A 23,507-nucleotide genomic window follows, 5' to 3' on the forward strand; every position below is an offset into this window, starting at 1 on the left:
GGATTTGATGCGCCATCTTCTGCTGGCCTCTACGTCGCTTTTCACTGTGCTCGCGGCCGCGCCGGCCTGGGCCCAGCCGGCCGACTCGTTGCTCGACGAACTGATCGTGACCGCGCAGAAGCGCGAGGAGTCAGTTCAGGACGTGCCGATCGCCGTCTCGGCTTTCAGCCAGGAGGCCCTGAAGGCCCAGGGCATCGACGGGGTGGGCAACCTCGTGCAGTCCGTGCCCAACCTGACGTTCCAGCGGCGCTCGCTGCGCACCAACTTCCAGATCCGTGGGGTGGGCGCTCAACTCATCGCCGCCACGGGTGACGACGGGGTGGGGGTCCACCACAACAACACGCCGCTCACCTCCAACCGCATCGCCGAAGCCGAGTTCTTCGACGTCGAGCGGGTCGAGGTGCTCCGCGGGCCCCAGGGCACGCTGTACGGCCGCAACGCCACGGGCGGCGTCGTCAACGTCATCACCAACAAGCCGAAGAACGCCTTCGCCGCCGGCGTCACCGCCGAGTACGGGAACTACGACAGCATCAAGGCTCAGGCGTTCGTGAACCTGCCGCTCGGCGACATGTTCGCCCTGCGTGTCGCAGCCTTCGGTCTGGACCGCGAAGGCTACACGAAGAACACCTTGAACGGTCAGCGCGTCGACGGACGCCAGATCTGGGCTGGTCGCGCCACCCTCGCCTTCGAGCCCACAGACTCGTTCCGCGCCTGGGCGCTCTGGGAGAGCTTCGCCGAGGATGACACCCGCGGCGCCCGCAAGCAGCTCTGCGCGAAGGATCCGGGCCTGAGCAGCGTGCAAGGCGTAGCGACCGGAGCAGCCCAGGCGGCCTTCAATCAAGGGTGTCTGCCCGCGTCCGTCTACGGCTCGAACGTCTACCAGACGACCAACCAGCTCGCGACGTTCCCCGGCATCCTGGGGCGTCAGATCGGCCTGCAGACGGTGGACTCGCTGGCGGGCGCGACGGTCTCCAGGAACCTGCGCGAGGTCGAGCTCGCCGGTCGCCCCGTCTATCGTCCGCGCTCGGACCTCTACGAGTTCAACGTCGAGTGGGATGTCACCGAGGCGCTGAAGGTGACGTCGCTGACGAGCTACAACGAGAATGAGAGCTACTCCCGCGGGGACTCGACCGGCGCCCGGCCGACCGTTCCGTTCGGGGTGACGCGGTACACGCCGCAGGGCACGCTCACCGACGGGCAGTTCGGCACGACGGATCGCTTCCAGGCCGAGTCCGGCGGGGCTGGACACAGCGAACAGTGGACCCAGGAGCTCCGCCTTCAGTCGAACTTCGACGGGCCGCTGAACTTCAACGTCGGCGGCATCTACATCGACTACGAATCCAGCACGACAACCTATTCGGCGTCGAACGTGACGACGCTGGCCACCAGGGTTCTCGCCCCCACGGCCTTCGTCGATCCTTCCAATCCGCCGGATTTCACCGGCCACAACTACTTCATCAGCCTGACCGAGTACGACCTGACCTCAAAGGCGCTCTTCGGAGAGGTCTACTGGAAGGCGACGGACACGCTGCGGGTGACCGGCGGCCTGCGCTACACCAACGACAAGAAGCGCACGCGCGGCTCGGGCTCGACCCTGCTGGCCCCCGGGCGCGGGCCCACCTTCAATGCGCTCCAGCGGGTAGGCTTCGAGGAGGTCACCGGCCGCCTGAACGTGGACTGGTCGCCGGACCTGTCGTTCACGGATTCGACCCTCGTCTATGCGTCGTATTCCAAGGGGTACAAGGGCGGGGGCTTCAATCCGCCGGGCGTCGTGGCCCTGGGTCTGAAGCCGAGCTTCGCGCCGGAGTTCGTCAATGCCTACGAGATCGGGACCAAGAACACCCTCCTCGACGGCACGCTGATCCTGAACCTCACGGGCTTCTACTACGACTACAAGGGCTACCAGATCGCCCGGAGCGTCAACCGCTCGATCTACAACGAGAATATCGACGCGACGATCAAGGGCGTCGAGCTCGAGAGCATCTGGGAGCCGATGCAGGGGCTGCGGCTCAACGCGAACATCGGGTACCTCGACACCCGGATCGACGAGGGACGTGTCGTCGACACCTTCAACCGTACGCGGGGCGATGCGACGTACATCTATGGAAACGCCACGACCGGCGGCTGCATCCTGAATGCCGCGGGCGTGGCGGCGGTGCTGCGGACGGCAGCCGGGCCGTCCGTGCTCTCCACGGTTGCGTGCAGCGGGCCGGCGACGCTCACGGCGCGCCTCACGGCCGCGGGCGTGCCGGCGGCTACCGCGGCGTCGCTCAGCTCGGGCGTCTATGCCTACGGGCCGGACGTGGCGCTCTATTCCAGCGGCGCGGGCGAGGGGGTGATCCAGGACCTTGAAGGCAATCGACTGCCGGCCGCCCCGAAGCTGACCGTGGCTCTGGGCGCCCAGTATCGCTGGGAAATGCCCGGCGGGTGGGACGCCACCCTGCGCGGCGACTACTACCGCCAGTCCAGCAGCTACATGCGCTACAACAACAATCCGTTCGATCGCATCCGCAGCTGGGAGAACGTCAACGCGAGCCTCACCTTCAACAAGGCTGACGCAGGGGTGAGCGTGCAGGCGTTCGTCAAGAACCTGCTCGATGACGACACCATCGTCGGCTTCGACATCAGCGACGAGAACCTCGGGGCCACGCGCAACGTGATCCTGCTCGATCCGCGGCTGTACGGCGTCTCGATCACCAAGACCTTCTGATCTGCTCAGGCCCCTCTTCCCAAGGCTGTCGCCTCCCAACTCCGGCGGCCGCGCTCCGCGGCCGCCGGCTCTTTTTCCTGCAACCCTTGGGGCTTCGCGTCCCAAGGCAAAGGCGGATACAAGGGGGCGCGATCGGGAGGGCGGATTGGCGCCGAGGCAGCGTTTGTCGGCTGAGGTGCGCCGGCGTCAGATCCTGGACGCCGCGGCGGCGCTCGTGCTCGAGCAGGGGCATCTGCCGCTGTCGCTGGAGCGGCTTGCCGGCCGCGTCGGTGTCTCCAAGGGACTGATTTACGAGTACTTTCCCACTCAGCCGGACCTCTTCAACGCGCTGCTCGCCGAGGAGCAAGCGGCGCTTCGGGCCGATGGCATGCCGGAGACGGCTGAGGACGTGGCTGGCAGTTCCGCCGCCCACCGTTGCGCCGACGTCTACCTGCGACACATCGCCAGCACCGGTCCGCTCGCGCACTTCATTCTCCGTGACGCCTATATGGCGGGCCATGTGGACCCGGCCGCAGTGCGTCTGCGTGATCGGCTCATCCGGGGCTTCGCGCGGCGGGCCAGGCTCGAACTCAGGTTGCCCGCGGCGGAGGCGATCGCGGCCGTGCTGCTTGTCCTCGCGATCCCGGAGGAAATGGGGCGGCTGGTCTGGCAGGGAGATATCCCGTTGGAGACAGCCCAGAAGCTGGTCGCTCAACTGGTGACGTCGTCGGTGACGGCGCTCACGCCGGCAGCGTCAGCGGACCCCGCTTAGGTCGTCAGTCTGGCGATACTGGCGCATAAGGTCCCGGTTGCCCGTCATGGTGATCGCCAGGGTGAGCCGCTCGGCGGCGTCGAGGTCGAGCTTGCCGTTCCCGACGAGGCGGCCGGCGCGAAGGCAGATGGCGGTGAGCACTGAGGTCATCGTCCGGGCTACGTCCCGCGGGACGCCGTAGGCGCCGGTCAGGGTGTTCATCACCTGATCCCGGTCGGCGCGCTGCGTGGCGGCGCGTTCGGCGCGCAGAGCCTCGCGGACCTCGGACGACTGGGTGAGGACCTGAATCAGGGCGCCCCGCTCGGCGGCTTCGCGCAGATAGGTGATCGTGGACAGGGCGATCTTCGTATAGCGATCATGGCCCCGATCGATCTCGGTCCGCCGCCGCGCCTCCATCGCGGCCAGCTCGCGGCGGGCGAGGGCGACGAGGAGATCCTTGCGCTGCCGGAAGTAGTTGTGGGCCTGGGCCTCGCTGATGCCGACCTTGCGGGCCACGCTCTTCATCGTCAGTGCAGGTAGTCCCGACTCGACAATCACCGCCGCTGCAGCGTCCATGAGCTGGTCCACCCGCTCGCCCGTCGATGCGCGGGTTCGCCGGCGGCGCGAAGCAGCTCGCGCAGGGCCGATCGTGATCGGGTCCTCCACGCCCGCCGGGGGCGAAGGCAGCTGGGGCGGCGGCGGCGCGCGTCCGGCCGCCACCTTCGACCAGTGGCCTCGCCCGGGGTACGGGATCAGCAGTCGGTCGCAGATCTTCGACAGGCCGTTGCTGCTCAGGCCGAGCTCCGCGGCGACAGCGCTCATCGGGCGCGACCACACGCGATCGTAGAGCGCCTGGCGGCTCACGGCGGTGGGCGGCGGAACGGACATGGCGCCAGCGTACCGCCGCGAGCGCGGCGGAGCTAGCTTGCAGGCCAGAGCGACAAGGCCGGCTGCGCGAGGCTCAACGGGTCGCGGCCGGGCGCTGGTACAGCTCGATGGCGTAGCCGTCCGGGTCGCGGATCACATTGGTCCCGTCGGCGATGCGCGGCGGCGGATAGCCGGCGGCAGCGGCTCGCTCGGCCAGCCGCCGCGCGTTCGGCGCGGTCAGGATGACGCGGCCGAAGCCCGTAGCGCCCGCCGGAGGCGCTCCCTGGCGAAGGACGATGAGCGTATCGGCCCGGACATTGCCCGTCAGGCCCATGAGATATTCCTGCGCCTGTCCCTGCGCCGGAACGCGCGCGGCGACCTTGAAGCCCAGCACGGTCTCGTAAAACTGGCGCGAACGCTCCAGGTCGGAGACGACCAGGCCCACCCCGGATGCCCGAATGGGCCGGTCCGGCTCGGCCAAGAGCGGCAGGTCGGCAGCCAGCACCGGGCCGGCGACGACGAGTGCGGACAAGGCGATGGCGCGGATCACTGGGCGCCTCCCGCGCCGGTAGTCGAAGGGGGGAGAAGCGCGCTGTCCGGCTGCGAGACCGCCTTTGCGCCGCGCGGAATGACGATGCCATCCACCACGTTGAACGGCAGGCGATCGGCGGTGGAGTCCGGCTGGCCGGAAGGCGGGGCTTGCTTCTTGTACGAAATCGGGCGGGCCGTTCCCTTGGCGTCCGGCGGGACGACGAAGGCTGGAACGGCGTCGACGCGCAGCGCGAACGAGATGTGGGTCTTCTCGCCGGTCGGTCCGGTCGGGCTATAGTCGGCGTTTCGCCTCAGCGCGTAGAAGACGTCCGGCAGCCTCACCCAGGTCAGCGCCTCGATCACCGGTCCTCGCGCCCGGACATAGCCGTCGTAGACGGGCTTCCAGGGGCGGTAGCCGCCCACATATCCGCTGAGGCTGCCGTCCGGCTTCAGGCTCAGGTCGATCCTGGCCTTGAGGAGCTGCAGGTCGCGCGCCGCGCCCGGATCGCGCAGCCAGACCTCCTCTTCCGCGCGGCTCGACTGGATCCGCCCATTCACGCTGCGAGCCTTGAACAGCGCCTCCAGTTTCCGGTCCGGACGGATCCGGAACGTGTAGTCGGCGGCGACGCCGCCCATGGCGTCCTTCACCAGCTTGTCGCCGCTCGGATAGAAGCCGACGGTGACGTCGTCGTCGTTCATCGGGTCGTCACCGCGGCCGGAAACCACCACGACCACGGTCCAGGCGCCGTCACGCATGGCGTCGTTGTTCTGCAGTGCGCCGCTCGACAGGCGAGGAGGGCCCCGGAAGGTCTTCCAGCAGCCCAGCGTCCGGTAGAACGCGTTGTCGACGCCCCGCTCTCCGGCGGGGCCTACGAAGCCGGTATTCGGATCGCCATCGAGGTCCAGCCCCTCGCCGATCGTCCCGGTGACGCCGACGAGTCCTCCATCCGGGGTGGAGGTCGGATCGATGTAGACGTTGGCGCGGCCGGCCCCGCGGAACGCCATCTGGTTCTGCCCGTGCACCGGGCTGCGTGTGGGATTGGCAGGGTTGCGCAGCCACAGCGCCTGTTCGCGCGTGTATCCGGCCTCGGTGAGCACCTTGATCCAGTCGGGCTCCGGATTGGTGCCCGCCGGACAGTCCGTCCCCGGTTCCGTCACGCCCGACTGCGCACCGTAGTACATGGCCGGCTCGTACCATTCGATGGCGAAGGCCCGGGTCCATGCCGCCATGGCGGGGGCCGGGGCCGCCAGAGAGGCGGCGGCGAGCAGCAGAAGTCTGCGAAGTGCGCTCATGTCCCTCGGTCTCACGCCATGAGTTCGATGATCGGGCGAGACGTGCGCATGCCGCCGACGCCGAATTCGCCAGCCGGCGCGCCAGCAATCATCTGGGCGGTCAGGGAGGCGCGAGTGACCGCGTCGCCCTTGCCGGCGATGTGCTGGCCGGCCTTGTGACGGCCGCCCGCACCCCCGGCCAGGAAGATCGGGATGTTCTCGATGGAATGGATCTTGGCGTAGCCGGTATCGCTGAACGCCATGATCAGGCTCCGGTCGAGGAGCGTGCCGTCGCCTTCCTTGATCGCATCGAGCTCCGCCAGGAAATCGCCCAGGCCCTGCATGACCTGCTCGGCCAGCCGGCTGGTCTCGACCTGATATCCGAGCCTGGTGTCCGTCGGCTCGTCGTGGGTGATCTGGTGATAGATCTTGCTCGCGCCGGCCATGTAGGTCTCCGACGCCCCGGGCGTATGCACGAAGTTGAAGACGCGGCTCTGATTGCAGGCCAGCGCCATCGCCAGGAGGCGCGCCATCGCCTTGGTGTTGGCGTTGACGACGTCGACGGAGGCGCCCTTGATCGAGGACTTTGGCGCGCCTGGCACGACGCAGGACTCGCACTTTTCCGGGCGCTCCAGGCCCAGCGCGAGCTGGTTCTCCATCTCCCTGACCGCCGTGAAGTACTGGTCGAGCTTCTGCTGATCGGCCCGACCCACGCTGGCCATCAACGCCTGACGCTGGTCCCCGACCGCCGAGAGCACGCTCTGCTGGAGCATGATGGACGGGTCTGGCTTCCAGTCGGCGTTGTTGGGATCCTGGAAGCCAGGCCCGAACAGCCGCGTATAGAGGCTGAGGGGAGTGGTTTCCGGCGTTGCGAAGGCCGCGCCGGTCCGCGTGGAATAGCTGACCACCTTTCCTGACGCGGAAGCGTCCAGCACCTTGAACCGTGTTCCGCCCCCGATAGCGTCGGCGATCCGCGTGTCGAACGAGGGCGCATCCATGCGGTTGTTCACCGCGGGGGCGACCCCCGACAGGATCGAGGCGTGTCCCGTCCAGTGCACGATGTTCGGCCGGCCGTCCCCGATAACGCGGAAGCCGGACAGCACGGACACCTTGTGCCGCAGCGGGCGCAGCGCCTCCAGCTCGGGTGTGATCTCGTAGCCTGGCCCGGTGGTCTTCGGCACCCAGCGCGTGCCGCCGGCCGGGGTGTCGGTCAGGCCAAGACCCCAGAAGTAGGTGCCGAAGCGCACGGGCAGGCGCGCCCCGTCGGCCCAGGCCTGGCCATGGCCGTCCAGGAAGAGGTCGAGGGTCGGGATACCCAAAGCGACGGCGCCGCCGCCAAGCACGCCGCGGAGCAGCGATCGACGATTGAACCGCAGGCTCATTGCAGCCCTCCCTCGTGTGTCGCGGCGGCGGCCACCTTGGTGGCGGGCTTGGCGCGCGCAGGCAGCTTGACCTTGAAGAACTCTGGACTGGAGGCGATCCGGACCATCATGTGCGGAACGCGGTAGCCGTCGCTGGCGAAGGCCTCGGTCTGGTCGGCCAGATAGTCCTCGTCGCGTTCATCCGGCGCCCGGCCGACGCCGTAGCCGTAGACGTTCCGCACGAGACACGCGGGTATCTTCTGCTGCTGACGCAGGTACAGGCCGAGCCCCGGCGCGGCGGAGAACTTCACCCCATTGATCTCGGCCTCGACGTCGATCCGTTGACCGTTTTCGAGGGTGCGCCGCTGACCGACCCCGTCGAAGTGCTCCAGCGCCAGGCCCACTGGATCGCTGACCCGATGGCAGGCCGCGCAGCCTTCATTCTCCATGTGGGCCAGGAGCCGCGTGCGGACCGTGCCAGTCTCCAGCGCCTGCACCTTCGAGAAATCAACGTCGGCCGGAGGATCCGGCGTCGGTTCGCACATGAAGATCTCGTGGAGCTTCACGCCCCGCCGTGTCGGCGAGGAGGCGGCGGGATGGGCGAAGAGCGACAGGAACGTCGCCTCGGTGATGATCCCCGAACGCTCGGCGTCCTTGGGGAAGGTGAAGGCCGCCCAGTCGCCCTTGGAATTGAACGGCACGCGATAGAGGGCGGCCAGGTGACGGTTGATGAAGGTGGAATTGCTGGTGAACAGCTCGCGATAGTCGCGCTTCTGCACGAACAGCATGTCCACCGTGGTCCGGAGCGTCTGCTCGCGAGCGCTGTCCGCCAGCGCCTGGTTGAATTTCGGATAGGCCTTGGAGTCCTTGGTCAGGCCGTCGAAATGCTCCAGCTGGAGCATGTCGGTGAAGAAGGCGCGCCCACCCTGCTGCAGGCGCGGCGAAGCGGCGAGGCGTGCGAGTTGCCGGCGCAGCCCCTGTGCGGTGTGGAGCTCGCCCGAGGCGGCGGCGCGGCGCAGCTCGGCGTCGGGCGGGGCGTCCCAGAACAGGAAGGACAGCCGTTCGGCCTTGGTGCTCCCTGTCAGGCGATATTGGCCCGGGGCGGCCGGATCGGGCTCGGCGCGCTCCATGCGAAACAGGAACTCGGGCGCCACGAGCAGGCTCTTCAGCGCCAAGGCGACGCCGGCATAGAAATCCCCGGTATGCTCCGCCCCGGCGGCGGCGGTCTGAACGCGAGCGGCGCTCTCGGCTTCGGTCAGTGGTCGGCGGAACAGAGCCTCGCCCACGCGGGAGACGATCTGGCGGGCGCAGGCGTCGTCGCGGGCCGTTTCCGCCGCAGGCTGACAGGCGGCGAGGCGAGCGCGCCTCTCCGGCGCCGTCACCTGTCCCGCGATGAGGTCCGCCAGGCGGAAGTATTGCTCGAAACCCGCCGGAGTAATGGAGAGCTGTGCGCTTCCGATCGCCAGCAGGCCGGCTTCCCGCCGCTCGGGCTCGAAGCGTCCTTCAATGCGGACATCCGCACCAAAAGCATCGGCGATGGCGTGGCGATATTGGCTTTCCGTCAGGCGACGTATCGCGACAATCTGCTCTGCCCCGGCGGTGCTCTGCGGTGGGTCCGCCCAAGCCGCCTGAACGGCGATGCCGGCGCTCAAAACGATGGCTGTAGCGAGCGCAGCGCTGCCGGCGATGGTGGCGAACCTTCGCATTTCCCCCTCCGTGATCTGCGCTCATGGCTAGGCAGCCTGGTTGCGACGGTCAATCGATAATTGCACCAATAAGAAATCCTAGCTAGGTCGTCATGGAAGCGTGGAGATGGAAATGACGGACATGCGGTGCAGCGGAGCCTTGTCGAATGCGGCCTGGGCGCTGGTGGTGCTGGCGTTTGCGCAGGGCGGCGCGGCCCACGCTCAGGCGCAGGCGGTCCAGGGCGACGCGGAGGCCGGCGCCGAACTCTACGCCGCCCAGTGCAAGGGCTGTCACACGGTCTCGATCGCGCCCACACTAAGAGGGGTAGCGGACAGGCCGATCGCGAGCGTGGGGGGCTTCGGTGGGTACAGCGAAGGGCTAAGGGCCAGGTCTGCGCAGAAGTGGACGGCCGAAAATCTCGACGCCTTCCTTTCGGCCCCGGTCGTGTTCGCGCCGGGCAGCCGGATGGTCATGGCAGTGCCCGACGTTCAAGCGCGTGCGGATCTGATCGCCTACATCCGTTCGCTACCGCCGCCCCGGGAAGGGCGGTAGCCGAGGGGGGCGGCCTGGCGCCATCTATGGCGACGGAACGCCACTGGGGGCGGCCCGGGACGATCCGGGCCGCCGGTCTTCGCAGGCGCCTCAGGCCATGGCGGCGAGCGGGTTCATCCGCCGATGGCGCAGCAGCGCGCCCACGCCCCCGAAGCCCAGGATCATCATGGCCCAGGTCGCCGGCTCAGGCACGGCCCCCTGCACTTCGTAGCGAATGTTGTCGATGCCGCCCACGCTGGCGTCCGGGCCCCAGCGGATCACGATGCCGTCGAGAAACGCGCTGTTGACCGCCAGGCTGCTGTGCGTGGATCCGCTGCCGGTGCTGTAGACGCCGCCGACCAGTTCGTTGCCCAGAAGATCCAGGACCTTGAGCGGCAGGGTCGGCGCGAAATTGACATAGCCGACGAAGTCGAAATCCAGCAGCGAGATCCTGTAGCCGTCGCGCGCCTTGATCGTGACCTGACCAAGGGTTCCGTCGAGGTAGCTGCCGGCGGTCAGGACTTTGCCCAGATCGCCGTAGTTGGCGTAGAACTGTTGGGCCGCGCCCACCACCGTCCCGTCAGGCCTGACGTTCTGATAGCTGACATCGACCGCCGCGGTGTCGCCGAAGGTCTGCAGCATCATGCAGCGCGACCCGTTCGCTACGCATTGATCGGCGCCGCCATCGAAGCTGATCGTGGTGGCCGCGCCGGCGGTGCTCCACATCGCAAGGCCGCACGCGAGGGCGGCTCCGAAGAGCCTGGACTTGAGCTGCACTGGAATCTCCTTTGGGGATCTGATCGGGGACCCGCGGGGGCAGGTCTCACGAGCCCCTGGCGGTCGCCGCCCTCTCACTCAGCTCCCCGGGCCCCGACAACGGCCCAATCCGCGAATGTCATTCGCGCGCCGCTGATTTGCGGCAATGCTACAGGCGGCCCGCGTCTGCCGGCGCCCTCAGGCGCTGTGCGCGTCCAGGCCTGAGCGAACGGCGGCGAGGTAGGTCCTGCCGACCGGTACGGTCAGGCCGCTCGTCAGCTCGATGAGCGTCTGATGACCGTCGCGGCGCAGTCCGGCCACTTCCTTGCGCGCGACCCACCAACGCCTGTGCGCCTGGAAGCCGAGCTGCGGGGGCAGGATCTGCACGGCTTCGCTGAGCCGCATATAGATGAGCGCAGACCCCCGGCGTGTGTGGACCATGAGGTAATGGTCCTGCGCCTCGAGGGCCAACAGGTCGCGTCCCAGTCGGTCGGGAACGCGCGCGAAGAACGGATCGGCGCTCGGGGCGTCCTCGGGAGGCGCGGGCCTGTCGGCGGCCAGGAACGGCCATAGCGCAATGCCGGCGATGACCAGCTGGACCGACACCACCGAGAGATAGAGCGATACGATCTGCCCCGGCGGGGTCGAGCGCCCGAACACCACGTCCAGCGTCCATGCCACGACGAACATGTACGGCAGAGTCGAGATCAGCCCCAGGACCACGACCGCGGCGACCTTCGGCAGGCGCGCGAACGCCGCCACGGGACGGAGGACCTGCAAGGTGGCGATCGCCAGCACGTAGCCGATCGCCACGAGGAAGAACCAGTAGGCGTAGCGCTGGAGTGGCTCCAGGGACTGGAACGAGCCGAACGGCCCTGCGAACCCCAGAAATGTCGCCAGCGCGATCGCCCCGTAGACGCTGATGAAGTGCGGGGAGGTCCAGGTCCGGGAGGAGATCAAAGGCATTCTGCGGCGTTGGCGAAAAGCGAACGCTATTCGTGCAAACCGGCGTTGTCGAGCCGACCGGATCCGAGCTTCACGGACCTATTCCGTCGCAGATTTCCGGACCCCCGATGACGTTCGCCCTTCGCATTAACGGCCAGACCCGGCCCGTCGACGCGCCGCCCGACCAACCGCTTCTGTGGGTGTTGCGGGAACAGCTCGGCCTCAAGGGATCGAAGTACGGCTGCGGCATCGGCGCGTGCGGGGCGTGCACGGTTCACGTGGACGGCCAGGCCGTTCGCGCCTGCGTCACCCCGGTCGGCGCCGTCGGCCAGGCCTCGATCACGACGATCGAGGGGCTGGCGGGGAAGGCGTCGCTTCACCCCGTCCAGCAGGCCTGGATCGAGGAGGATGTCGCCCAGTGCGGGTACTGCCAGGCCGGCCAGATCATGGCGGTCGTCAGCCTGCTCGCCGAGACGCCCAGCCCCTCCGACGACGAGATCGACGCCAGGCTCACCAACCTCTGCCGGTGCGGCACGTACACGCGCATCCGCGCCGCGATCCGCCGCGCGGCCGAACTCATGAAGCAGGGCGTCGCATGAGCGCGGCGACGTCCACCACGTCCCGGCGGGAGCTACTGAAGGCCGCATCCGGGGCCGGCGCCCTCCTGGTGTTCGCGCGCCCGCAGGCCGGCCGCGCGGCGGCCCGTTTCGTGGGCGAGATCGGTCCCTTCGTCCGCATAGACGCGGACGGCGCGGTGACGATCGGCTGTCATGTCGGAGAGATGGGCCAGGGCGTATCCACCTCCCTGCCGATGCTCATCGCAGAAGAGCTGGATGTGCCGTTCGAGCGCGTGTCGATCCAGGCGATGCCGCTGCATCTGGCGCGCAACGCGCGCGGGCAGGCGCGCTCGTATCTGGGGGCGGGCCAGAGCACCGCCGGCGGCTCGAACAGCGTCAGGACAGGGTTCATCCCCTTGCGCCAGGCCGGCGCGCGCGCCCGGCGCATGATCCTCGACGCCGCGGCCGAGCGCTGGCGTGTTCCGGCGGACGAACTCACCACCCGAGCTGGCGTCGTCCGGCATCCGTCCGGCCGCGCCGCCACCTACGGCGAGCTCGCCGCCGAGGCGGCCAAGCGCCGCGAACCCGTCGGCGACATGGTCCTCAAGACTCCGGACCAGTTCTCCATCGTCGGCAAACCGCAGCGCCATCTGGATGCGGACCGCATCGTCCGTGGCGAGCCGCTGTTCGGGATCGACGCCGAGATGCCGGGCATGCTCCACGCCGTCGTCGCCCGCTCGCCCTACCTCGGCGGCAAGGTCGCCACCCTGGATGAAGGCCATGGCCTCGGACTTCCCGGCGTCGTGGCGCTCGTCCCGATCCCTGCCGCCGACGCGCCGGCGCCGCCGCTGGAGCCGCGGAGCACGCCCCTGGCGGCCGGGGTGGCGGTGGTGGCCACGTCCTTCTGGGCGGCGATGCAGGCCCGCGATGCGCTCAGGATCACCTGGAGCCGGGGGCCGGGAGCCGCGGCCGACGAAAGCTCGGCCCGCGCCTATGCGGACACCTGGGCAAGGATGGAGACGACCCCCGGCGACGTGGTCCGCAAGGACGGCGACTTCGCCGGCCTGCCGGCGTCGCGGGCGCGCACGGTCAGCGCCCGGTACGAGGCCGCAATGGTCGCCCACGCCTGCCTGGAGCCGCCGAACGCCATCGTCTCGGTCGATCCCGACGGCAGGCGCGCCCAGGCGATCCTCGCGACCCAGGCGCCGGACGCCGCCGCGGCCACCATCGCAAGGGTGACCGGGATCGACCCGGTGCAGATCGACGTCACGCTCGTCCGCATGGGCGGGGGCTTCGGCCGGAAGTTCGACCAGGACATGGTCGCCGAGGCGGCCATCGTCGCCAAGGCGGTGAGGCGACCGGTCAAGCTCGTCTGGACCCGCGAGGACGACCTCCAGCACGACCTCTACCGGCCCGGCGCCTGCCACATCCTCGATGCCGTGGTGGCCCCACGCGGCCGCATCCTGGGCTGGCGACACCGCCTGGCGACGCATTCACGGGTGGCGGGCGCCGCCGGCGATCCGGCGCCGCGGCTGACCGAATACTATCCCGACGGCTTCCCGGCCGGCCACGTCCCGAACATGCAGGTCGAATACCACCTGCTGCCCTCGGCGGCCCCGCGCGGCGCCTGGCGCGCGCCCGGCCACGTGGTCAACGCCTTCGCGATCGAGTGCTTCCTTGATGAGATCGCGGTCGCCACGAACCGGGATCCCGTCGAGCTACGCCTGGACATGATCGGGGCCGGCGGCGTCCACAGCTACATGTACCTGCCCCAGATGCCGCGCCGGAGCTTCGACACCCGGCGCTACGCGGCGGTCATCCGACGGGCGGCCGAGGCGTCCGGATGGGGCAAGCCGCTCCCCGCGGGCCGCGGGCGCGGATTTGCGGCGCACTTCACGTTCGAGAGCTATGTCGCCCAGGTCGTCGAGGTGACGGTCGCGGAGGGCCGCCTGCGCATCGACCGGGTCACCGCGGCGGTCGACGCCGGCATGATCGTCAACCCGAACGGAGCGCGCGCCCAGATCGAAGGCAGTATCAACGATGGCCTGTCGGCAGCGCTGGGCCAGGCGATCACCGTGCAGGGCGGCCAGGTCGAGCAGCGGAACTTCAACGACTACGAGATGCTGCGGATGGACGGCGCCGCCCGGCGCATCGACGTGTCCTTCATCGAGTCCCGTGAGCCGCCCACCGGCCTCGGCGAGCCCGGCGTCCCGCCCCTCGCACCGGCGCTGGCCAACGCGATCTTCGCCGCGACCGGCGTGCGCCTGCGCCGGACACCGATGCTGCCAGATCTGCGACCCGTGCTCGCCGCAAGGACGCGCAAAATTCCGAGGCGCTAGTTCGGTTACGCACCCCGGCCTTCTTCAACCACATGCACCCCTAGCTGACCTTCGGCGGGCCCGGTGGGCGCCTGATCTGAGATGCCGCGAAATCCGCAACAGCACGCCACGGCAGCCATCGCCGGAGAGGGGTATTCGGGACCGGATCGGGGCCCGGAGGTCTCCCTCAGGGCCCCACCCGGCAGGATAGTTCCGCTTCGACGTCAGAATTTCTGTCCGAAGCGGGCGCCGAAGAACTGCGGCTTGACCGGGAACGTGCGTGATGAGCCCGAGCAGAAGGTGATCGAGCAGAACGTGTTTCGGGTCAGCTGGCCGCGGCGGTCGAAGGCGTTCTGCAGGAAGACGTTGAAGGTCCAGTTGTCCTTCTTCACCCCTCCTGAGATGTCGAAGGTGACGAAGCCCGAGGTGTTGCCCAGCAGGTCGTTGTTGAAGACGTTCAGGTCCTGGGTGGCGCCCGTCTGATAGAGCGCGGCCCCCTGCACAAAGGCGCTGTATCCGGCCACCTCGGTGTCGTAGCGGATCGAGGTCGTGCCCTTGAACTTCGGCTGACGTGGCAGGCGGGTGCCGTCGGCCGCGGCGACTTGTGGGGTCGGTGGACTCGATCCAGGCACCGTCGCGCCCAGTGCGCATGACGCCAGCTGTGTGATCGCGCGCGACGTCGGGTCGAAGGCGAAGTTGCAGAAGTTGCCGTCCAGCGCCGCATCGTTGTAGGCGCCCGACGACGAGATCGTGAACTCGCCGAGCTTCAGGTCGGCGTCGTATTCGACCCCGTAGACCCGCGCCTTGCCGGCGTTTCCTGTGATCCCCGCGCCCTGCGCGCCCGAAACCACCACCGAGTATTGGATGTTGTCCCACTGCTCGTAGTAGACGGCGGCGTTGAAGCGGAAGTTGTCGCCCCACCGGGTCTTGACGCCGAGCTCGTAGTTGGTGAGCTCCTCCGACTTGAACGGGTCCACTGTGGCGACGCCGACATTGCGGATGCGCAGCGGCCGGTTGAAGCCGCCCGGCCGGAAGCCGGTGGAGTAGTTGGCGTAGATCATCTTTGTGGGGGTGATCTGCCAATCCAGCGCCACCTTATGCGTCTCGCCGCTCTCCTTGTAGCGCCCGACCTGGTCCGGCGCGGCGAAGTTCGTGTTCAGGCACTGCAGGCGCTCGGCCGGCAGCGGCAGCGTGCACCCGAAGGTTCCCGTCGGCACGAAGAGCGACGTCGTGGTGTTCCGGGCGGACGCCATGACGCCGGCGAAGCCCTTAATCTTGTAGTCGGTCTTGAAGTAGCGGATGCCGGCCGTGAGCTTCAGGGTCGGCGTGATGTTGTAGTGCCCCTCGGCGAAGAGCGCCTTGTCGTGGTAGATTTGGTTGTTCTCGACGACGTAGAAGCCGTCCTGCTTCACCGCCGGCGTGCCGAGGACCATGGTCCCGCCGTTGGCCACCGGGATCCCGAGGCCGGCAGGATTGCTGTCCCCGCCTCCGGCCCGGGTGTAGCCGACGATCTGATCCAGGCCGCGGATGGCGTAGTAGGTGTTATTCTCCTGCTTCTGCCAGTGGTAGAAGGCGCCGGCCGTGACTTCGAACGGCCAGTCGCCGGGCGTGGTGACCCGGAGTTCCTGCGTGAACTTGTCCCGGTAGGTCAGACCGTGGAAGTACTGGGTCGGGTTGAGGAACTTCGAGCAGCGCAGCGTCGCGCCGTCGCCCGTGCAGCCGCTCTTGTCGAAGAACTGCAGGTAGTTCTCGTACCCCGGCCCGAAGCCGTCGTAGGTCACGGTGTAGTAGGTGTAGTCGTTTAGAAGCTTGGTCTTGCGCTGGTGGTAGCCGGTCGCCGAGACCACGTCCCAGTCGCCGATATGGCCGTGGACCGACAACTGCGCCTGGTACCACTTGTCGTCGTTTTCGGTGACGTCGTAGTCGTGCACTTCCAGGTCGCCCACGCGCGGGTCGAAGCCGAAGTAGCCCTTGGAGACCTGGTGCTGCGCGGTGATCTGCGGGGTGACTTCCCAGCCTGGCGCCGGCTCCCAGACCGCGACGAGACGACCGCCGTACTCGCGGACGGTGTTGTAGTCGTCCTTGGCGATCGCGGAGTTGTCGAGCGTGAAGGAGGTGGCGGGGTTGTTGTCGCCGAGCGTCAGGACCGCCGAACGACCGTCGTTCAGCAGGCCGTTGTTGGGCGTGTTGTCGATGTAGCCGCCGTCCCGACGGTAGTAAGCCATGGCGCGCACGGCGATGGTGTCATTCACCGGCGCGTTCACGTACGACTCGATCTGACCGCCGACGTCGCCCGGCCCGTACTTGTTGCCCTCGAGGTCGTAGCCCCACTCGAACACGCCGATCTTCGGCTTGTTGGTGATGAACCGGATGGTGCCCGCCAGCGAGCCGGCCCCGTAGAGCGTGCCCTGCGGGCCGGACAGCGCCTCGACGCGTTCCAGGTCGTAGACGTGGATGTCGGGGACCCCGACGCCGGTGATCGGGATGTCGTCCAGATAGTAGCCGACCGAGGCGTAGGTGCCGCCCGCCGGGACGATGCCGCGGAAGTAGGTGGTCTGCCGTCCAGGCCCGAGGCCCGCGAACGACACCGACGGCAGCAGGGTGACGAGGTCGGACAGGCCCTTGACCTGTCGTTCCGCCAACGTCTCGGTGCTTAGCGCCTGGACCGAGATCGGCACCTTCTGGATGCTTTCGGCCCGGCGGGTCGCGGTGACGATGATCTCGCCGACGGAGGTGACCTCATCGGCGTCGCCGGCGGCGTCAGCGCCTTCCGCGAAGGCGGGGCTTGCAAGGCCTAGAGGCGTCAGGACGGTCGTCGCCGCCAGCAAGCAAAGGAAACGTGTCTTCCGAGAAGGCGTTTGAGCCATCATGTAGATTATCCCCCAAGTCTTTTCCCAAGATCCTTCCTTCCTGCGTAGGATTTTGTTTTTATTGTCTATAGATGCGCCGGCATGTCCAAAGAGTGGTGTTTAACCCGACTATGGACATTTTGACGGCGTCACTAGTTCGTCGCCGAAGATAAAAATCATCGGATAAGTCAATTTCGGCCTGACACTATATTGGTGTCGTCTGAATTTATGAGACGTCGCGCGGGCGGATAACTCCGTCAGGACATTTCAATTCTGATAGACGTAACGCCGCTGGTCACTGTCAAGCGTGTTACACGGCGAAAGCCCGGGCGCCACGGGGGCGAGCACCTGCAGGCGACAATTGTCCTAAAAATTATGCGTCGGCGCCCAAGGGCTCGGCCACGTTGCGGGCCGTTGGGAGCCAAGCCGGGCCGATGGTTGCCCGCGCCGTCCGCGCGCTGCCGGATGTGACGGCGGGCCGGGCGGATCCTGAGCCCCTGACAAGGAACCACTATGCCGAGCCCGCCATGACCGTAGCCGCCGGTCCCGATGCCCTCGCAATGTCGCGCCGGGCGGCGCAGGCCGAGATCGCGGCCTTGCTGGACTCGCATCCGCAAGCGGCGCTTCTCCAGGCCGAGGCCCTGCTGCGGGAATCGCCGGGATCGCCGCCGGTGGAACTGCTTGCCTGCCAGGCCCTGCGGCGGCTGGGGAACCCGCAGGCCGCGCAGGCCCGCCTGAGTCTCCTGGCGCGCGACCATCCGCGCGTGCCCGCGGTCATCTGGGAGCTGGCGCAGGCCGCGAGCGAGGCGGGCGATGCTCTGCGGGCGATCGCGGCGCTGGAAGATCTCACTCGACAGCAGCCCGCCGTGGCCGGCGGCTGGTTCCTCCTGGCCCGGGAGCTGCGCAAAGTCGGGCGTGCAGGCCCGGCCTGGCGCGCCGACCTGTCGGGCGTGCATGCCGCGTCCCGCGACCCGGAGCTGCTGAACGCCGCAGTCGCCATGAACGATGGTCGCTTCCAGGACGCCGAGGCCATGGTGAGGGCGCGGCTGGCCGAGGATCCGGACGATCCGCCGGCGAACCGCCTGCTGGGAGAGATCCGCTGGCGGCAGGGCGATATGACCGAGGCGCTGGCGCTGGTGGAGCGGGCCGTGTGGGTCGCGCCGGGCTTCGACCTCGCCCGTGATTTCCTGGTGCGCCTCCTGATCCAGACCAACCGTCTGCCCGAGGCGCTGGAGCATGCCGAGACGCTGGCCCGTTCTCCGATCCAGAGCCCGAGCCACGATCTGCTCAGGGCCTCGGTGCTGGTGCGCCTGGGCGCCCAGGAGGAGGCCAGGATGATCTACGAGCGCCTGCTGGCGGAGCACCCCGGGCAGCCGCAGATCTGGCAGAACCTCGGCCACGTCCTGAAGACGCTGGGCAAGCAGTCCGAGGCCGTGCGCGCCTACCGCCAGGCCGTGACGCATCAGCCGACGATGGGCGAAGCCTGGTGGAGCCTGGCCAACCTCAAGACCGTGAAGCTGGGGGCCGACGACGTCGCGGCGATGGACGCGGCTTTGACGTCACTCGCCCCGCAGGCGGACGAGAGGCGGGAAGACGTGTTCCACCTGCATTTCTCGCTGGGCAAGGCCCTGGAGGACGCCCGGGACTACCCCGCCTCATTCCGTCACTACGATCTGGGCAATCGCCTGCGCCGCACGATGGTGCAGCACGATGCGGCCGCCTTCTCGGCCGAAGTATCGGCCGCGGCCAACACCTTCACCGCCGAGTTCCTGATGGACATGGGCCCCGGCGGATGCGCCGCGCCGGACCCCATCTTCATCGTCGGTCTGCCGCGCTCGGGCTCGACCCTGGTGGAGCAGATACTCGCCAGCCACAGCCAGGTGGAAGGTACGATGGAGCTGCCGGACATGATGGTGATCGCCAGTCGCCTGCAGTCGCGGGTGGACCAGGGCGAGTTCCCGGACTTTCGCACGATGATCGCCTCGCTCACGCCCGCCGACCGCACGAGGCTGGGCGAGGAATATATCGAGCGGACGCGCGTCCACCGGCAGAGCGGCCGCCCGCTGTTCATCGACAAGATGCCGAACAACTGGCAGCACGTCGGGCTGATCCGGCTGATCCTGCCGAATGCGAAGATCGTCGATGCGCGGCGCCATCCGCTGGGCTGCTGCTTCTCGGCCTGGAAGCAGCATTTCGCGCGGGGACAGGTGTTTTCGTACGACCTCGGCGACGTCGGCAGCTACTACCGCGACTACGTCGCCCTGATGACCGCCTACGACCAGGCCGCGCCCGGGGCCGTGCATCGCGTGATCTACGAGCAGATGGTCGCCGACACAGCCGACGAGGTGGATCGCCTGCTGCGCGCGCTGGGCCTGCCGTTCGAGGCGGCGTGCCTGGAGTTCTACAATAACGACCGCGCCGTGCGCACGGCGAGCTCGGAGCAGGTGCGCCAGCCGATCTTCACGGACGGCGTCGAGCACTGGAAGCACTACGCGCCGTCGCTCGGCCCCCTCATCGAAGCGCTGGGCCCCGCGGTGGACGCCTATCCGAGTCCGCCTGCCGACTGGCGGGCCTGGCTGTCGCGCGACGTGGACGCTCAGTCGAATAAATAGGCGCATGCCGATCCCCGCTGCGCCTTGCCTGCCGAATTGCGCTGCAGTCGCGCTTCCCGACGCGAGTTCCGGCTGACCACAGCTTGACCAGGCTCGGGCCGCGGTGGTCCCCTCGTGCCTGCAAGTTCGATGAGCCGGGCGTCCGGTTCGGCGAGGGGGAATGCCGCGATGAACGTCGTAAAGCACCACGTCGATGCGCCCGTTCGCCCGCGGGCGGCCTTGCTGCGCAAGGTCCTGGCTCCGGCGCTGTTGTTGCTAGGCGTCGCATCCGCCTCGGTCGTGCTGGCCCAGGCCAGCGGCAAGCCCCTGGGCCCCGATCCCGTGGACTGGGAGGAGAGCGATCCGGGCATCCCGGTGACCGACCCGCTCACCAAGGAGAAGTGCGGCGGCTGCCATGCGGCGGACGCGAAAGGCAACCTGTCGCGGATATCGTGGGTGCGCGCCACGCCGGAGGGGTGGGCGCAGACCGTCAAGCGGATGGTCAAGCTGAACGGTGCGACGGTGGAGCCCGACGAAGCGCGCCGGGTGGTCCAGTACCTGGCGACCTACCACGGCCTCGCGCCCGAGGAGGCCAAGCCGGTCATGTACTTCGCCGAGAACCGGATCATCGACGAGACCAACATTCCCAACGACACGATCCGTCAGTCCTGCGCCTCCTGCCACGCCTTCGCCCAGCCGCTGTCGTCGCGCCGCAGCAAGCGCGAGTGGGCGCTGCTGCAGAACATGCACGTCGCCCTCTATTCGCAGGCCGAGATGCAGTACTTCCGGCCTGTGCAGGGGCCGGGCGCCACGATGGGGCCGGACGGCAAGCCGCTGCTGCCCGCCCAGGTGGCGCTGAACTGGCTGGCGGAAAAGGCTCCGCTGCACACGCCGGAATGGGCGGCCTGGTCGGCGCGCATCCGGCCGCCCCGCCTCGAGGGTAAGTGGCTGGTCTCGGCCACGCTTCCGGGCAAGGGCCGCTACCTCGGCGAAATGATGATCAGCCCCGGGTCGGCGCCTGAGCGGTTCGTCACGGTCACGAAACTCCGCTCGCTGCAGACCGGCGCCGAGATCACCCGCAAGGGCCTGGGCGCCGTCTACGGCGGCTACAGCTGGCGCGGCAGCGGCGACGGCGGCGCGAGCGGGCAGCCCGACGATCCCAAGAGCGCCGGCCGCGAGGTGATGTGGTTTGCGCCGGACCTGAAGATGGCACAGGGCCGCTGGTACTGGGGCGCCTACAACGAGTTCGGGTTCAACGTCACCCTGAGCCGGGCGTCGGCCGATCCGACGGTGGCCGCCGTGACGCCGTTCGCGCTGAAGGCGGGGGCGAAGGGCGTCGAGGTGCACATTTACGGCGATGCGCTGCCCCAGAAGCTGACTCCGAAGGACGTGGACATGGGCGCGGGGGTGACCGTGACCAGGATCGTCTCGGCCAGGCCCGGCGAACTGGTCGTCAGCGTCGACGTCGCCGAGAAGGCAGTGTCCGGCCAGCGCGACGTCGGCGTGAAGGGCGCGGTGCTGGTGAACGCCCTGCCGGTCTACGACAAGGTCGACTACCTCAAGGTCACGCCCGAAACGGCGATGGCGCGCCTCGGCGGGATCAAGTTCGACAAGGGCTATGAGCAGTTCGAGGTCGTAGGCTACGCCAACGGGCTCGATGGAAAGCCCAAGACCGCCGACGACGTGGCCATTGGCCCGGTGCCGGTGAGCTGGAGCGTCGAGGAGTTCCACACCGTCACCTACGACGACGACAAGGCCTTCGTCGGCAACCTGAGCCCGACCGCGCTGTTCACGCCGGCGGTGGAGGGGCCCAATCCGCAGCGCCGCTTCAGCCGCAACAACTACGGCGAGGTGTGGGTCGTGGCGACCGCCAAGGACGCCAAGGACCGCTTCGGCAATCCGCTGGTCGGCAAGGCCTATCTCGTCGTGACGGTGCCGAGCTACCGGCGGTGGGATCATGCGGAGCTGTCCCAATGACCAGCATGACGTCGATGGCGGCGGTGAAGTACCGCCGGGGCGAACTGCACGAGTTCCAGGCCGCCGGGCAGGCGTTCATCTATCTGGTCAGCGCCGGCGCCATCTTCGCGCTGGACGACGCCGCCACGGCCGTGCTGCGCCGCCTGGGCCGGCAGGAGATGTCGCACGACGAGCTCGTCGACGCTCTGGTCGGGCATGGGCATGCGCGCGCCGATGCCGAGGAGCTGATCGGCGAGTTGCGCTATGTCCGCGGCATCGTCTCGGACGTGGTGACCCCGGCGCCCGCGGTGGGGCCGACCAGCCCGCCGGCCGACTTCCCGCTCCAGGCGCTGGTGCTGAACATCACCAACCAGTGCAACCTCGCCTGCACCTATTGCTACGAATTCGGGGCGGACAAGATCGCCACCCCCGAGGGCAAGCCCAAGTATATGACGCTGGATACGGCGACGGCGTCGGTCGACTTCCTGCTGGCGCAGTCGGCGGGCCGCGAGGCGGTGCACATCACGTTCTTCGGCGGCGAGACGCTGATGAACTTCAAGCTGCTCCGCCAGGTCGTGGAGTACGCACGCGAGCAGGTGGCGATGCAGGGGCGCGCCATCGGTTTCAGTCTCACCACCAACGCAACCCTGCTGACCGACGAGATCATCGAGTTCCTGGCGGACAACGACATCGGCGTCACCGTCAGCATGGACGGCCCGCCCGACCTGCAGGACCTGCGGCGCGTCGACAAGCGGGGGCGCGGCACCTACCGCATTATCGAGCCCAAGCTGCGCAAGCTGCTGGCCCGCAAGAGGAACCGCCTCGTCACCGCCCGCGTCACCCTGACCGAGGGCGTCACCGACGTCATCCGCATCTATCGCCATCTCAAGGACGACCTGGGCTTTGACGAAGTCGGCTTCGCGCCGGTCACCAATAGCGGCGCGCAGGCCTACGCGCTCGATGACCGCGGCATGACCGATGTCGTGGCCGAGTTCCACAAGCTGGCCGACGAATGGCTGGAGTACGCGCTGCGGGGCGAGCGCCACGGCTTCTCCAACGTCAGCGAGACGATCGGCGAGCTGATCCAGGGGGCGAACAAGTCCCATCCCTGTGGCGCCGGTATCGGCCTGCTCGGGGTCAGCCCGTCAGGCGACCTGTCGCCCTGCCACCGCTTCACCGACGCCGACACCCACACGCTGGGCCATGTCTCCAGTGGCGTCGATACGGCGAAGCGGGAAGACTTCCTCGCCCGCGGCCACGTGAGCGCGAAGTACGAGTGCCAGACGTGCTGGGCGCGGCCGCTCTGCGCCGGCGGCTGCCATCACGAGGCCTTCGTCCGCTACGGCGACACGGGCCACGCCAACCTCCACTACTGCGACTGGATCCGCCAGTGGACGGACACCTGCCTGCGCATCTACGGCGCGGTGAGTGCGCAGAACCCGCAGTTCCTGGAACGTCTCGCTGCACGGAAGGCCCCGCAATGAAGCACCTTCGGCCGATCAACAAAAAGGCGGAACGGATCGACCAGCAGGCCTCGATGACCGAGGAGGACGTGGTCGCCCTGCAGCAGCAGCCCGACCCCAAGCCCAAGACGCCGCACATCCCCATGGGGTGCAGCCTGGCGTTCTTCCCCGGCTGGGAGGTCGACGCCGGCGGCGGCACGGCGGGCCTCTGCCAACCGGTCGAGCGCGACATCTACGACTGCTACGTCACCTGCTTTTGGCCCGTGCAGGTCGCCGACCACGTCAACTACTCGCCGGACTGGGCCAGCAACTGCGCCATCGCGACCAAGGACTGGCGCAAGCTTGACCTGGTCTTCCCCTGACGCGCCGCCCGCCGTTCCAGCC

General features: G+C 68.3%; 17 protein-coding genes. 9 read left to right on the top strand and 8 right to left on the bottom strand.

Annotation, left to right across the window (positions count from 1 at the left end):
- Window positions 1–7 precede the first annotated feature (7 nt).
- Window positions 8–2,710, top strand: coding sequence for a TonB-dependent receptor (locus tag DJ019_RS08200; protein ID WP_111275542.1), 2,703 nt, complete (start codon window positions 8–10; stop codon window positions 2,708–2,710).
- A 145-nt stretch (window positions 2,711–2,855) separates the two neighbouring features.
- Window positions 2,856–3,461, top strand: coding sequence for a TetR/AcrR family transcriptional regulator (locus DJ019_RS08205; RefSeq protein WP_165843939.1), 606 nt, complete (start codon window positions 2,856–2,858; stop codon window positions 3,459–3,461).
- On the opposite strand, the gene DJ019_RS08210 is transcribed toward DJ019_RS08205, so the two are convergent.
- The 5 genes from DJ019_RS08210 to DJ019_RS08230 all read right to left on the bottom strand — a co-directional run bounded on the left by DJ019_RS08210 (window position 3,444) and on the right by DJ019_RS08230 (window position 9,177).
- Entirely contained in the window at window positions 3,444–4,328 is an 885-nt protein-coding gene (locus DJ019_RS08210; protein WP_111275544.1) for a TetR/AcrR family transcriptional regulator, read from the bottom strand. The two genes, DJ019_RS08205 and DJ019_RS08210, sit on opposite strands and share 18 nt — an antisense overlap.
- A 73-nt stretch (window positions 4,329–4,401) precedes the next feature.
- Entirely contained in the window at window positions 4,402–4,857 is a 456-nt protein-coding gene (locus DJ019_RS08215; RefSeq protein WP_111275545.1) for a VOC family protein, read from the bottom strand.
- A complete protein-coding gene (locus DJ019_RS08220; protein WP_111275546.1) occupies window positions 4,854–6,131 on the bottom strand; it encodes a hypothetical protein in 1,278 nt (425 codons plus the stop codon). The genes DJ019_RS08215 and DJ019_RS08220 overlap by 4 nt, the downstream gene beginning before the upstream one ends.
- Before the next feature lie 11 nt (window positions 6,132–6,142).
- On the bottom strand, window positions 6,143–7,492 hold the full coding sequence (locus tag DJ019_RS08225) for a DUF1552 domain-containing protein (protein WP_111275547.1): 1,350 nt from the start codon (window positions 7,490–7,492) through the stop codon (window positions 6,143–6,145).
- Window positions 7,489–9,177: a DUF1592 domain-containing protein gene (locus DJ019_RS08230; RefSeq protein ID WP_111275548.1), complete on the bottom strand. Its 1,689-nt coding sequence runs from the start codon at window positions 9,175–9,177 to the stop codon at window positions 7,489–7,491. The genes DJ019_RS08225 and DJ019_RS08230 overlap by 4 nt, the downstream gene beginning before the upstream one ends.
- Window positions 9,178–9,289: 112 nt before the next feature.
- On the opposite strand from DJ019_RS08230, the gene DJ019_RS08235 reads away from it, so the two are divergent.
- Complete coding sequence (locus tag DJ019_RS08235; RefSeq protein ID WP_165843940.1) at window positions 9,290–9,709, top strand: c-type cytochrome; 420 nt, start codon at window positions 9,290–9,292, stop codon at window positions 9,707–9,709.
- 90 nt (window positions 9,710–9,799) lie between these two features.
- Here DJ019_RS08235 and DJ019_RS08240 read toward each other — a convergent pair whose 3' ends face one another.
- A complete protein-coding gene (locus DJ019_RS08240; RefSeq protein WP_205854112.1) occupies window positions 9,800–10,465 on the bottom strand; it encodes a PEPxxWA-CTERM sorting domain-containing protein in 666 nt (221 codons plus the stop codon).
- Window positions 10,466–10,642: 177 nt separating this feature from the next.
- Window positions 10,643–11,410 carry a LytTR family DNA-binding domain-containing protein gene (locus DJ019_RS08245; protein ID WP_111275550.1) on the bottom strand — a complete coding sequence of 256 codons (768 nt, stop codon included), beginning with the start codon at window positions 11,408–11,410 and terminating at the stop codon, window positions 10,643–10,645.
- 107 nt (window positions 11,411–11,517) lie between these two features.
- On the opposite strand from DJ019_RS08245, the gene DJ019_RS08250 reads away from it, so the two are divergent.
- Complete coding sequence (locus tag DJ019_RS08250) at window positions 11,518–11,988, top strand: (2Fe-2S)-binding protein (RefSeq protein WP_111275551.1); 471 nt, start codon at window positions 11,518–11,520, stop codon at window positions 11,986–11,988.
- Window positions 11,985–14,285, top strand: a complete 2,301-nt coding sequence (locus DJ019_RS08255; RefSeq protein WP_111275552.1) for a xanthine dehydrogenase family protein molybdopterin-binding subunit — start codon at window positions 11,985–11,987, stop codon at window positions 14,283–14,285. Before DJ019_RS08250 ends, DJ019_RS08255 begins: the two co-directional genes overlap by 4 nt.
- Window positions 14,286–14,488: 203 nt before the next feature.
- Here the strand turns inward: DJ019_RS08255 and DJ019_RS08260 are convergent, their stop codons facing one another.
- On the bottom strand, window positions 14,489–17,092 hold the full coding sequence (locus tag DJ019_RS08260) for a TonB-dependent receptor (protein ID WP_205854113.1): 2,604 nt from the start codon (window positions 17,090–17,092) through the stop codon (window positions 14,489–14,491).
- A gap of 455 nt (window positions 17,093–17,547) precedes the next feature.
- Here DJ019_RS08260 and DJ019_RS08265 point away from each other — a divergent pair, with 455 nt between their 5' ends.
- The 4 genes from DJ019_RS08265 (at window position 17,548) to qhpC (ending at window position 23,485) form a co-directional block, all read left to right on the top strand.
- Entirely contained in the window at window positions 17,548–19,725 is a 2,178-nt protein-coding gene (locus DJ019_RS08265; RefSeq protein ID WP_240606416.1) for a tetratricopeptide repeat-containing sulfotransferase family protein, read from the top strand.
- 168 nt (window positions 19,726–19,893) lie between these two features.
- Complete coding sequence (gene peaA / locus DJ019_RS08270; protein ID WP_111275554.1) at window positions 19,894–21,681, top strand: quinohemoprotein amine dehydrogenase subunit alpha; 1,788 nt, start codon at window positions 19,894–19,896, stop codon at window positions 21,679–21,681.
- Window positions 21,678–23,144: a quinohemoprotein amine dehydrogenase maturation protein gene (peaB, locus tag DJ019_RS08275; protein ID WP_205854114.1), complete on the top strand. Its 1,467-nt coding sequence runs from the start codon at window positions 21,678–21,680 to the stop codon at window positions 23,142–23,144. The genes peaA and peaB overlap by 4 nt, the downstream gene beginning before the upstream one ends.
- The gene (qhpC, locus tag DJ019_RS08280) at window positions 23,141–23,485 is read left to right on the top strand and encodes a quinohemoprotein amine dehydrogenase subunit gamma (RefSeq protein WP_111275555.1); all 345 of its coding nucleotides are present in this window, start codon (window positions 23,141–23,143) and stop codon (window positions 23,483–23,485) included. The genes peaB and qhpC overlap by 4 nt, the downstream gene beginning before the upstream one ends.
- The last annotated feature ends 22 nt before the right edge of the window (window positions 23,486–23,507 follow it).

The organism is Phenylobacterium kunshanense (genome assembly GCF_003254525.1).
Taxonomy (GTDB): Bacteria; Pseudomonadota; Alphaproteobacteria; order Caulobacterales; family Caulobacteraceae; genus Phenylobacterium; species Phenylobacterium kunshanense.

What these genes read in the sequence shown, in the direction of transcription:
- DJ019_RS08220 (WP_111275546.1), bottom strand. Translation starts at nt 6,131, where the DNA reads ATGAGCGCACTTCGCAGACTTCTGCTGCTCGCCGCCGCCTCTCTGGCG.
- DJ019_RS08210 (WP_111275544.1), bottom strand. Translation starts at nt 4,328, where the DNA reads ATGTCCGTTCCGCCGCCCACCGCCGTGAGCCGCCAGGCGCTCTACGAT.
- qhpC (WP_111275555.1), top strand. Translation starts at nt 23,141, where the DNA reads ATGAAGCACCTTCGGCCGATCAACAAAAAGGCGGAACGGATCGACCAG.
- DJ019_RS08225 (WP_111275547.1), bottom strand. Translation starts at nt 7,492, where the DNA reads ATGAGCCTGCGGTTCAATCGTCGATCGCTGCTCCGCGGCGTGCTTGGC.
- peaA (WP_111275554.1), top strand. Translation starts at nt 19,894, where the DNA reads ATGAACGTCGTAAAGCACCACGTCGATGCGCCCGTTCGCCCGCGGGCG.
- peaB (WP_205854114.1), top strand. Translation starts at nt 21,678, where the DNA reads ATGACCAGCATGACGTCGATGGCGGCGGTGAAGTACCGCCGGGGCGAA.
- DJ019_RS08200 (WP_111275542.1), top strand. Translation starts at nt 8, where the DNA reads ATGCGCCATCTTCTGCTGGCCTCTACGTCGCTTTTCACTGTGCTCGCG.
- DJ019_RS08255 (WP_111275552.1), top strand. Translation starts at nt 11,985, where the DNA reads ATGAGCGCGGCGACGTCCACCACGTCCCGGCGGGAGCTACTGAAGGCC.
- DJ019_RS08235 (WP_165843940.1), top strand. Translation starts at nt 9,290, where the DNA reads ATGACGGACATGCGGTGCAGCGGAGCCTTGTCGAATGCGGCCTGGGCG.
- DJ019_RS08245 (WP_111275550.1), bottom strand. Translation starts at nt 11,410, where the DNA reads ATGCCTTTGATCTCCTCCCGGACCTGGACCTCCCCGCACTTCATCAGC.
- DJ019_RS08230 (WP_111275548.1), bottom strand. Translation starts at nt 9,177, where the DNA reads ATGCGAAGGTTCGCCACCATCGCCGGCAGCGCTGCGCTCGCTACAGCC.
- DJ019_RS08265 (WP_240606416.1), top strand. Translation starts at nt 17,548, where the DNA reads ATGGTTGCCCGCGCCGTCCGCGCGCTGCCGGATGTGACGGCGGGCCGG.
- DJ019_RS08250 (WP_111275551.1), top strand. Translation starts at nt 11,518, where the DNA reads ATGACGTTCGCCCTTCGCATTAACGGCCAGACCCGGCCCGTCGACGCG.